This is a genomic window from Roseateles sp. (genome assembly GCF_036486225.1).
Taxonomy (GTDB): Bacteria; Pseudomonadota; Gammaproteobacteria; order Burkholderiales; family Burkholderiaceae_C; genus Roseateles.
Genome location: NZ_DASVNZ010000362.1, coordinates 1 through 10,203, shown reverse-complemented (window position 1 = coordinate 10,203; position 10,203 = coordinate 1). Strand labels below are relative to the sequence as shown.

At 69.0% G+C, this 10,203-nt stretch carries 8 protein-coding genes; 6 read left to right on the top strand and 2 right to left on the bottom strand.

Annotation, left to right across the window (positions count from 1 at the left end; genetic code table 11):
* Nucleotides 1-36: 36 nt before the first annotated feature.
* Nucleotides 37-129, top strand: coding sequence for a PEP-CTERM sorting domain-containing protein (locus VF536_RS27755; RefSeq protein WP_414710439.1), 93 nt, complete (start codon nt 37-39; stop codon nt 127-129).
* Nucleotides 130-151: 22 nt separating this feature from the next.
* Here the strand turns inward: VF536_RS27755 and uvrA are convergent, their stop codons facing one another.
* Nucleotides 152-3,052 carry an excinuclease ABC subunit UvrA gene (uvrA, locus tag VF536_RS23835; RefSeq protein ID WP_331617405.1) on the bottom strand — a complete coding sequence of 967 codons (2,901 nt, stop codon included), beginning with the start codon at nt 3,050-3,052 and terminating at the stop codon, nt 152-154.
* A 383-nt stretch (nt 3,053-3,435) separates the two neighbouring features.
* On the opposite strand from uvrA, the gene VF536_RS23830 reads away from it, so the two are divergent.
* The 3 genes from VF536_RS23830 (at nt 3,436) to VF536_RS23820 (ending at nt 6,422) form a co-directional block, all read left to right on the top strand.
* Entirely contained in the window at nt 3,436-5,448 is a 2,013-nt protein-coding gene (locus VF536_RS23830) for a putative bifunctional diguanylate cyclase/phosphodiesterase (RefSeq protein ID WP_331617403.1), read from the top strand.
* 155 nt (nt 5,449-5,603) lie between these two features.
* Nucleotides 5,604-5,786, top strand: coding sequence for a hypothetical protein (locus VF536_RS23825; protein WP_331617402.1), 183 nt, complete (start codon nt 5,604-5,606; stop codon nt 5,784-5,786).
* Between the two features lie 333 nt (nt 5,787-6,119).
* Entirely contained in the window at nt 6,120-6,422 is a 303-nt protein-coding gene (locus VF536_RS23820; RefSeq protein ID WP_331617401.1) for a hypothetical protein, read from the top strand.
* A 145-nt stretch (nt 6,423-6,567) separates the two neighbouring features.
* Here the strand turns inward: VF536_RS23820 and recQ are convergent, their stop codons facing one another.
* Nucleotides 6,568-8,436, bottom strand: a complete 1,869-nt coding sequence (recQ, locus tag VF536_RS23815; RefSeq protein WP_331617400.1) for a DNA helicase RecQ — start codon at nt 8,434-8,436, stop codon at nt 6,568-6,570.
* 125 nt (nt 8,437-8,561) lie between these two features.
* Between recQ and VF536_RS23810 the strand changes: the two genes are divergently transcribed.
* Both VF536_RS23810 and VF536_RS23805 read left to right on the top strand, forming a co-directional pair.
* Nucleotides 8,562-9,530: a sensor domain-containing diguanylate cyclase gene (locus VF536_RS23810; RefSeq protein ID WP_331617399.1), complete on the top strand. Its 969-nt coding sequence runs from the start codon at nt 8,562-8,564 to the stop codon at nt 9,528-9,530.
* Nucleotides 9,531-9,748: 218 nt separating this feature from the next.
* The coding region (locus VF536_RS23805) for a single-stranded DNA-binding protein (protein ID WP_331617398.1) at nt 9,749-10,203 on the top strand (455 nt) is incomplete at its 3' end.

The following is a 10,203-nucleotide window of genomic DNA, read 5'->3' as shown; positions in this document are numbered from 1 at the left end:
CCGCAGGGCGGCGGCGGCGGTGGCGGCGACCTGCCGGTGGTGCCCGGCGTGTCGGAACCTCAGACCTGGTTGCTGTTCGCGCTGGGACTGGGCGCGCTGGCCTTCGTCGCCAGGCGCCGCACCGCCTGACCCTGGCTCTCGCGCTGACCCCTCAGCCGCGCGCGAGCAGCGGCTTCAGATAACGACCCGTGTGGCTCGCTTCGCAAGCGGCCACGTCCTCGGGCGTGCCGGCGACCAGCAGGCGTCCGCCGCCGGACCCGCCCTCGGGGCCCATGTCGATCAGCCAGTCCGCCGTCTTGATGACGTCCAGGTTGTGCTCGATGATCACGATGGTGTTGCCCGCGTCGCGCAGCTGATGCACGACCTTCAGCAGCAGCGCGATGTCCGCGAAGTGCAGGCCCGTCGTCGGTTCGTCCAGGATGTAGAGCGTGCGGCCGGTGTCGCGCTTGGACAGCTCCAGCGCCAGCTTCACCCGCTGCGCCTCGCCGCCCGACAGCGTCGTCGCGCTCTGCCCCAGCTTCACGTAGCCCAGGCCCACGTCCATCAGCGTCTGCAGCTTGCGCGCCAGCGTCGGCACCGCGCTGAAGAAAGTCAGCGCGTCTTCCACCGTCAGGCCCAGCACCTCGGAAATGTTCTTGCCCTTGTAGAGCACCTCCAGCGTCTCGCGGTTGTAGCGCTTGCCGAAGCAGGTGTCGCAGGGGACGTAGACGTCGGGCAGGAAGTGCATCTCGACCTTGAGCACGCCGTCGCCCTGGCAGGCCTCGCAGCGGCCGCCCGCCACGTTGAAGCTGAAGCGGCCCGCGCCGTAGCCGCGCTCGCGCGCGGTGGGCATCTCGGCGAACAGCTCGCGGATCGGCGTGAACAGGCCGGTGTAGGTGGCCGGGTTCGAGCGCGGGGTGCGGCCGATCGGTGACTGGTCGACGTTGATGACCTTGTCGAAAGCGTCCATGCCCTCGATCTCGTCGTACTCGGCCGGCTCGGCGTGGCTCTGGTAGAGCTTGCGCGAGACGGCCGCGTACAGCGTGTCGTTGACCAGCGTGCTCTTGCCTGAACCGGACACGCCCGTCACGCAGGTCAGCAGCCCGACCGGGAACTCCGCGGTCACGCCCTTCAGGTTGTTGCCGCGTGCGTTGACGATCTTCAGCGTGCGCGGATCGGGGCTGTCGGACAGCGCATGGCGCTTCTTCGGCACCTCGATGCGTTCCAGGCCGCTCAGATAACGGCCCGTCGACGACTCGTGGTTCGCCGCGACTTCCTCGGGCGTGCCCTGCGCCATGATGCGGCCGCCGTGGACGCCAGCGCCGGGACCCAGGTCCAACACGTGGTCCGCCGCGCGGATCGCGTCTTCATCGTGCTCGACGACGAGCACCGAGTTGCCCAGATCGCGCAGCCGCCGCAAGGTGGCAATGAGGCGGTCGTTGTCGCGCTGGTGCAGGCCGATGCTGGGTTCGTCCAGCACGTACATCACGCCGGTCAGGCCCGAGCCGATCTGCGACGCCAGCCGGATGCGCTGCGCCTCGCCGCCGGACAGCGTGTCGGCGCTGCGGTCCAGGCTCAGGTAGTTGAGGCCGACGTCGTTGAGGAAGTGCAGCCGCGACGCGATCTCGCGGATCACCTTGTCGGCGATCTCGGCCTTGGCGCCCTTGAGCTTCAGGCCCTCGAAGTAATGCAACGCTTCGCGCAGCGTCGCGTGCTCGACCTCGTAGATCGGCTTGCCGCGTTCGCCCTCGACCGCCTCGGCCGGTTGCAGCAGCACGTTGCGGGCCTCGCGTCGCAGCCGCGAACCCTCGCACTGGGGGCAAGGCTTGGCGCTCTGGTAGCGCGCGAGTTCCTCGCGCACCGCGGCGGAGTCCGTCTCGCGATACCGCCGCGTGAGGTTGGGCAGGATGCCTTCGAACGGATGCGCGCGTTTGACGCTGCGCTTCTTTCCGTTCGCGCCCTCGGCCTCGTAGGTGAAGCTGATCTCGTCCTCGCCGGAGCCTTGCAGCAAGACCTGGCGCGCCTGCTCGGGCAGTTCCTCGAAGGGCAGCTCGATGTCGAAGCCGTAGTGCTTGGCCACCGTCTCCAGCATCGAGAAGGTGTAGGCGTTGCGCCGGTCCCAGCCCTTCACCGCGCCGCTGGCCAGGCTCAGCGTCGGGAAGGCGACGACGCGGTCCGGATCGAAGACGGTGACCTGGCCGAGGCCTTCGCAGGACGGGCAGGCGCCGACAGGCGAGTTGAAGGAGAACAGCCGCGGCTCGAGCTCGGGCAGCGAGTAGCTGCAGATCGGGCACGCGAACTTGCTGGAGTAGATCGCTTCCGTGCCGCTGTCCATGTTCAGCACCAGCGCGCGGCCGTCGGCCAGGCGCAGGGCGGCTTCGAAACTTTCGGCCAGCCGCTGGCGCAGCGTGTCGGCGCTGTCATGGCGCAGCTTGATGCGGTCGACGACGACGTCGATGTCGTGCTTCTCGGCCTTCTTCAGCGCCGGCAGCTCGGTCACCTCGACGGTCTGCCCGTCGACGCGGAAGCGCACGTAGCCCTGCGCCTGCAGGTCCTGGAACAGCTCGACGAACTCGCCCTTGCGATCGCGCACGACCGGGGCCAGGACCATCAGGCGCGACTCGTCGGGCATCGCCAGCACCGCGTCGACCATCTGGCCGACGCTCGAGGCTTCCAGCGGCAGGTGGTGGTCGGGGCAGAACGGCGTGCCGGCGCGGGCGTAGAGCAGGCGCAGGTAGTCGTGGATCTCGGTGACCGTGCCCACCGTCGAGCGGGGGTTGTGGCTGGTGGCCTTCTGCTCGATCGAGATCGCCGGCGACAGGCCTTCGATCACGTCGACGTCGGGCTTGTCCATCAGCTGCAGGAACTGGCGCGCATAGGCCGACAGGCTCTCGACATAGCGGCGCTGGCCCTCGGCGTACAGCGTGTCGAAGGCGAGCGAGGACTTGCCCGAGCCCGACAGCCCGGTGATGACGACCAGCTGGTTGCGCGGCAGGTCGACGTCGATGTTCTTGAGGTTGTGGGTGCGGGCGCCCCGGACGCGGATCATCGGCGTCTCGCCGACGGGTCGCATCGCCTGCCCCAGGTATCGGCCGGCGTCCGCCTGCGGCACTGCGCCCGCTTTCTGCCCGGAGCCGAGCCCGGAGTCAGGCTTGGCGCCGGGCTCGGACGGTGCGGGGGCGACGGGCGGGACATTCGTGGGCATGGGGCGGCCGGGACACAGCTGGAGGCGAACTCGACATGATAGAGCCCCGGCCACGGCCGCGCTTGTCGCGGCGCCGTGCGTCGCCGCCGCGACGCAGAGCTCAAGAAGCCTTTGTCGCTGGGCTACTGTGCGTGATATTGCCGGAACGCCGGCAAACGGCACCGACCGTCCCCCGGTTTTCGGGGCCCGACGGTGGCCGTCCTCCGGCGTGGAGGTGCAGAATCAGCTGAACCCCCCTCCGCGCCCCTCCATTGCTCAAGTTTCAAGTCCCCTCCCTGTCCCTGCGCAGCGTGATCCTGCTGGCGGTGGTCATCGGGATCGCAGTGCCTGCGCTGGCGCTGGTGGCGTTCAGCGACGCCTTCATCCGGCGCAGCCTGGAGCCGGTGCTGGAAGGCCAGCGCGCGGCCGTGCTGACGCTCGCCGCGAACGGCCTGGCCGAACCGCTGTGGACGGTGGACGGCCCCGCGGTGCAGCGGGCGCTGGATCAGCTGCTGTCGGACGTGAACGTCTGCGCGGTCGAGCTGAGCGAGGAACGCGCCGACACCCGCGACATCGTCCGCACCAAGTGCAGCCCCGGCTGGCCGACGGTCACGCTGGCCGCGACCATCCAGCGCGACGGGCAGGTGCTGGGCAGCCTGCGGGTGCAGTTCGACGACGCGGCGCAGGAGCGCATGCTGGAGGAGGGTCGCCGTCAGACGGCCTTGATCGTCGCGTTCCAGGTCGCCGCCGGCGTCGTCATCGTGCTGCTGGTCTTCTACCTGCGCCTGGTGCGGCCGATCGACCGCCTCAAGCGCCTGGCCAGCGCGATCGCCGAGCGCCAGCCGGTCCCGCGCCTGCGCTGGAACCGCAAGGATGAGCTGGGCCAGCTGGGCGTCCATCTGGACCAGATGGGCCAGCAGATCGCGGGCCTGCTGGCCGACATGGAAGGCAAGAACGCGCAGCTGCATCAGCTGGCGATGTACGACCACCTCACCGGGCTGCCGAACCGGACGCTGTTCCGCGAGGTCTTCCTGCACGAGGCGGCCGTGGCGCGCCGGGAGCAGACGCACCTGGCGCTGCTGTTCGTCGACCTGGACCGCTTCAAGGCGATCAACGATTCGCTGGGCCACGCGGCGGGCGACCGCATGCTGCTGCAGGCGAGCGAGCGCCTGCGCCAGGCGGTGCGGGAATCGGACCTCGCCTGCCGCGTCAGCGGCGACGAGTTCCTGCTGCTGATGCGCGACTCCAGCGAGCACGTCGGCGTCGCCGCGCAGCGCCTGATCGAGGCCCTGAACGCTCCGCTGCAGCTCGAAGGCGGCGTGGCGAGCGTGTCGGCGAGCGTGGGCATCGCGCTGTTCCCGCGCGACGGCGAGGACTTCGACACGCTGGTCCGGCACGCCGACCTGGCGATGTACCGCGCCAAGCAGATGGGCCGGTCGCGCTACAGCTTCTTCCAGCAGGACATGGACGCGGCGGCGGTGGAGCGCATGGAGCTCGAGCGCGAATTGAAGCTGGCGCTGGAACGCGACGAGCTGCTGCTCCATTACCAGGCCGTCGTCGACGCCCGGACCGGCGAGTGGTCGGGCCTGGAGGCGCTGATGCGCTGGCAGCACCCGCAGCGCGGCCTGGTGATGCCGGGCCAGTTCATCGAACTGGCGGAAGAGACGGGGCAGATCCTGGCGCTCGGCTGGAGCACCATCGAGCAGGCCTGCGCGCAGCTGGCGCGCTGGAAGGCGGCGGGACGGCATCCGGGGCCGATCTCGATCAACCTGTCGGCCCTGCAGTTCCGCGAGCCCCGGCTGGCCGAGCGCATCGCCGAGTCGATGCGCCGCCATGCGGTCGCCCCCGGCGAGCTGGCGATCGAGCTGACCGAGAGCTCGCTGCTGACCGACACCGACACGGTGCTGCAGACCCTGGCCCGCCTGTCGGAACTCGGGTTGAGCCTGTCGGTGGACGATTTCGGGACGGGGTATTCCTCGCTCGCCTATCTGAAGCTGCTGCGCCCGGCGCGGCTGAAGATCGACCGGGCCTTCGTCCGGGACCTGCCCAGCAGCGCCGACGACCGCGGACTCGTGCGGGCCATGATGGGCATGGCCGAGGCGCTGGGCATCGACGTCGTGGCCGAGGGCGTCGAGACCGAGGCGCAGCGCGACGCATTGCTGGCGCTCGGCTGCTGGCAGCAGCAGGGCTACTTCTACTGCCGGCCGCAGCCCGCCCAGGCGCTCGAGGACCGGCTGGCCGTCTGGCCGCTCCAGGCTGGGGCATCGCTGACGGCGCGGGTCTGACCGCACCCCCTAACTTCCGTTCAGCCGGCTGACCGGCATTTCGGCGCGCGATTGCGGCAATTCGTCGCGTCCGCGTGGCCTTGTCATGGACGGCGGCGCACAGTCCAACCTCGTTGACCTTCCAGGACAGGCAAGAGACACCGCAGGGGACCGCCATGAACGACGCAGCAAAGACCTTCCTCACCGCCCTGGCCGCCGTGGCCAGCGCCGCCGTCATCGCCTTGTGGCTGGCGGACACGAACGAGGCCGCGCGTCCGTCCAACACCCTGCCCCTGCACTGGGCCGAGCAGACCATGCCGGGACCTCAGGCTGAACAGGCCAGCAAGCCGCGCGGATGACCGTGCTGCCTGCGCGCCGATAGACGCCCCGCTTCCCCCCGGCATTTCGAAGCCCGCCTGACCAGCGGGCTTCTTTTTTTGTCGGTTCCCTTTGTGCGGAGTGTCCGCAGTGTCCGCAGTGTCCGATGTGTCCGCGGACACCGCGGACGCGATCGCTCAGAACACCGATGGAATGGGGCATCCGGGCGATCTGGCATTCCGGTTCATCCATTCGTCGCGATGGCGCGCAGTTCAATCCGCCGCTGCGCGCATTCGTCGCTTGTGCCTCGCGAATCGGGGCGGCAATGACGACACTGACTTCACTGACACACGCAACCCCTTCAGGAGATCGACATGAGCACCACCACTTCCAAGACCCGTTCCACCCGTAGCGCGCGCATCGGCATGACCGGCGCCGCGAGCTTCAAGGCCTTCGCCTTCGGCATCGGCGCCACGCTGGCGATCGCGTTCAGCCTGCTGCACGTGCAGGAACAGCGCGAGCAACGCGCCGCCGTCATCACGCTGGATCCGGTGGTCATCACCGCCAAGCGCGCGCAGCTGCCCACCGTCTACATCACCGGCCGCCGCGACACCTCGGCCGACGGCCAGCAACTGGCCTCGACCGCGCAGGTCGGTTGCACGACCCAGCTCTGCTGAGCTCCCGCGGTTGCGCCGTCAGCGCGGCGACCGCGGCAGATCAGCTGTAGCGCTCGCCAACGAAAACGCCCGGCATAGCCGGGCGTTTTCCTTTTCATCGTGACGATCGCATGACGCGATGAGGGGCTCGAACGGGTCTGCGGGGTCAGTCCTCGCTCAGCACGCGCAGCAGCGCATCGCCATAGGCTTCGAGCTTCTTCGCGCCGATGCCGCTGATGCCCGACATCTCGTCGAGGGACGTGGGCTGAACGCGCGCGAGTTCCGCGAGCGTGACGTTCTGGAAGATCACGTAGGCCGGCAGGCCGTGCTCGCGCGCCACCTCGGCGCGCCAAGCCTTGAGCGCATCGAAGCGCACCTGCGCCGCCGCGTCCAGATCGGTCTCCGCTTCCGAGCGCCTGGACGTCGAGCTGCCGGTGCGGCTGGACTTGCTCCGCTTGGTCGGCGTGGCGGGCTGGCGCAGCAGCATCTGCACCTCGCCGCGCAGCACGGCCTTGGCCTCGCCGCCGAGCGACAGCGTGTTGTATTCGCCTTCCGTCACCGCGTAGCCGAGTGCGATCAGCTGGCGGATCACCGCGCGCCACTGCTGCTCGCTGAGCGAGGCGCCGACGGCCCAGGTGCTGAGCTCGTGGTGCCGGTACTGCTTGACCTTGTCGGTCTCCTTGCCGCGCAGCACGTCGATCAAGTGGCCGGAGCCGAAGCTGAAGCCCGTCACCTGATGGAAGCGGTAGATGCACGAGAGCGCCATGCGCGCCGCCTCGGTCGCATCCCAGGTCGCCGGCGGGTTGACGCAGTTGTCGCAGTTCCCGCAGGGCTGGCTCTCTTCGCCGAAGTAGCTGAGCAGCCGCACGCGCCGGCAGTCGATGGCCTCGGCCAGCGCGAGCAGCGCGTCGAGCTTGCCGCGCTGCACCTGCTTGAACTCGTCGGTGGAGGGGCTCTCGTCGATCATGCGCCGCTGCTGGACGACGTCGGCCAGCCCGTAGGCCATCCACGCCTGGGCCGGCGCGCCGTCGCGACCGGCACGGCCGGTCTCCTGGTAGTAGCCCTCGATGTTCTTGGGCAGGTCCAGGTGGGCGACGAAACGCACGTCGGGCTTGTCGATGCCCATGCCGAAGGCGATGGTCGCGACCATCACGATGCCGTCCTCGCGCAGGAAGCGGTCCTGGTGGCGGCGGCGCTGGTCCTGCTCCATGCCGGCGTGGTACGGCAGGGCGTTGATGCCCTTGGACTTCAGCCAGTCGGCGGTCTCGTCGACCTTCTTGCGGCTCTGGCAGTAGACGACGCCGGCGGCGTCCTCGTGCTCGTCCTGGATGAAGCGCAGCAGCTGTTCGCGCGGGCTGTCCTTCTCGACGATCAGGTAGCGGATGTTGGGCCGGTCGAACGATGCGACGAAGACCTCCGCCTCTTCGAGCTGCAGCCGCTCGATGATGTCGGCGCGGGTGATGTCGTCGGCGGTGGCCGTCAGCGCGATGCGCGGGATGTCGGGGAAGCGCTCGTGGAGCAGGCTGAGCGACAGGTACTCGCTGCGGAAGTCGTGGCCCCACTGGCTGACGCAATGGGCCTCGTCGATCGCGAACAGCGCGAGCAGGCCGCGCTCGTACAGCGACTGCATCTGCGCGATGAAGCGCGGCGTGTTGACGCGTTCGGGCGCCGCATAGAGCAGGGTCAGGCGGCCGGCGAGCATCTCGCGCTCGATGCGCTGGGTCTCTTCCGAGGTCTGGGTGGAGTTGAGGAAGGAGGCGTTGACGCCGGCTTCCTCAAGGGCGCCGACCTGGTCGTGCATCAGGGCGATGAGCGGACTGACGACCACGGTGACGCCGTGGCCGGCGCGCTGGCGCGCGATCGCGGGGATCTGGTAGCAGAGCGACTTGCCGCCGCCCGTGGGCATGAGGACCAGCGCATCGCCGCCGGCGGTCACGTGGTCGACGATCGAGGCCTGCTGGCCGCGAAAGGCGCTGTAACCGAACACCTCTTGCAGGATGGCTAGCGGGACGGGATGATGGTTGGAAGCACTCATGGAGCTCTCGATTGTCCCGTACATCGACGGGACCGCCATCGACCCGGTCGTGATCGGGCCGGGATCCGGCGCCGGGGCTGCGTAGAGCGACACCGAACTCTCAAAGCACAGGCAGACACGTCGACATGATCGCTGCGCCATTGCCCGATGACGAGAACGCCCGCCTGTCCACGCTGCGCGTGCTGCAGGTGCTGGACACGGACCCCGAGGAACGCTTCGACCGCCTGACGCGGATGGCCAGACGGCTGTTCCAGGTGCCGATCGCGCTGGTGAGCCTGGTGGACGCGGACCGGCAGTGGTTCAAGTCGGCGCAGGGCCTGGACGTGCCGGAGACGCCGCGCGACATCAGCTTCTGCGGTCACGCGATCATGTCGGACGACATCCTGCTGATCCCCGACACGCATGCGGACCCGAGGTTCGCGGACAACCCGCTGGTCACCGGCGGTCCGAGAATCCGCTTCTACGCCGGCTGCCCGGTGCGCGCGCCCAGCGGGCACCGGCTCGGCACGCTGTGCCTGATCGACCGCGCGCCGCGTGGCTTCGACACCGACGATCAGGCGACGCTGCGCGACCTGGCCTTCATGGTCGAACAGCAGTTCGCGGCGATGTACATGGCGATGGTCGACGAGCTGACGGGCCTGGCGAACCGGCGCGGCTTCGAATCGCAGGCGGGCCATGTGCTCGCGCTGTGCCGGCGCCAGCAGTGGCCTGCGACGCTGCTGTATTTCGACCTGGACCACTTCAAGCACGTCAACGACCGATACGGCCACGCGGAGGGCGACTGGGCGCTGAAGTCCTTCGCGGACATCCTGCGTTTCTGCCTGCGGTCGTCGGACGTGGTGGCCCGCACCGGTGGGGACGAATTCGTGGCGCTGCTCAGCGGCACGGCGACCGAGCAGATGGCGCCGGCCCTGGAGCGCGTGCGGACGCAGGTCGGCGCGCTCAACCTGCGGGCGCAGCGCGGCTACGAGCTGGCCTTCAGCGTGGGCGATGCGGCGATGTCCGGGGAAGCGCCGTTGGCGCTCGAGGAACTGATGCAGCAGGCGGATGCGGCGATGTATGCCCACAAGCAGTCGCGGCGGCGGATGAACTGAGCCGGGGTCTCCTGATCCAGGTCATGCACCGACTTGAAGCCGGTATCAGATCGGCGTTTTCGAGCAATCGCTCCGGGATGGAGCGGGCGGCATAATCCGACCCCTGCGCCGCGTTTCGGCCGCCTGAAGCGTCCGCTCCGGTCGATTTCCGGGCGATTGGCGGCGCAAAAGTTTCTCTTCCCGAACACCCCAACCATACGCAAGCGAAGGCAACCACCATGGCCTCGGTCAATAAAGTCATCATCCTCGGCAACCTGGGCCGTGATCCCGAACTGCGCTACACGCCGAGCGGCAGCGCGGTGTGCAACGTGAGCATCGCGACGACGCGCAACTGGAAGAGCCGCGAAGGCGGCGAGCGCCAGGAAGAGACCGAATGGCACCGTGTGGTGTTCTACGACCGCCTGGCCGAGATCGCCGGCGAGTACCTGAAGAAGGGTCGTCCGGTCTACGTCGAAGGCCGCCTGAAGACCCGCAAGTGGCAGGACAAGGAAGGCAAGGACAACTACACGACCGAGATCATTGCCGAGCAGATGCAACTGCTGGGCGGCCGCGACGGCGATGAGGCGGGCGGTGGTGGCGGTGGCGGCTACAGCCGCGAACGCTCGGCTGAGCGCAGTGGCGGCGGCGGCGGCCAAGGCGGCAGCGGTCGCGACAGCGGCGACTTCGACGCCCC

What these genes read in the sequence shown, in the direction of transcription:
- VF536_RS23810 (WP_331617399.1), top strand. Translation starts at nt 8,562, where the DNA reads ATGATCGCTGCGCCATTGCCCGATGACGAGAACGCCCGCCTGTCCACG.
- VF536_RS23820 (WP_331617401.1), top strand. Translation starts at nt 6,120, where the DNA reads ATGAGCACCACCACTTCCAAGACCCGTTCCACCCGTAGCGCGCGCATC.
- recQ (WP_331617400.1), bottom strand. Translation starts at nt 8,436, where the DNA reads ATGAGTGCTTCCAACCATCATCCCGTCCCGCTAGCCATCCTGCAAGAG.
- VF536_RS23825 (WP_331617402.1), top strand. Translation starts at nt 5,604, where the DNA reads ATGAACGACGCAGCAAAGACCTTCCTCACCGCCCTGGCCGCCGTGGCC.
- uvrA (WP_331617405.1), bottom strand. Translation starts at nt 3,052, where the DNA reads ATGCGACCCGTCGGCGAGACGCCGATGATCCGCGTCCGGGGCGCCCGC.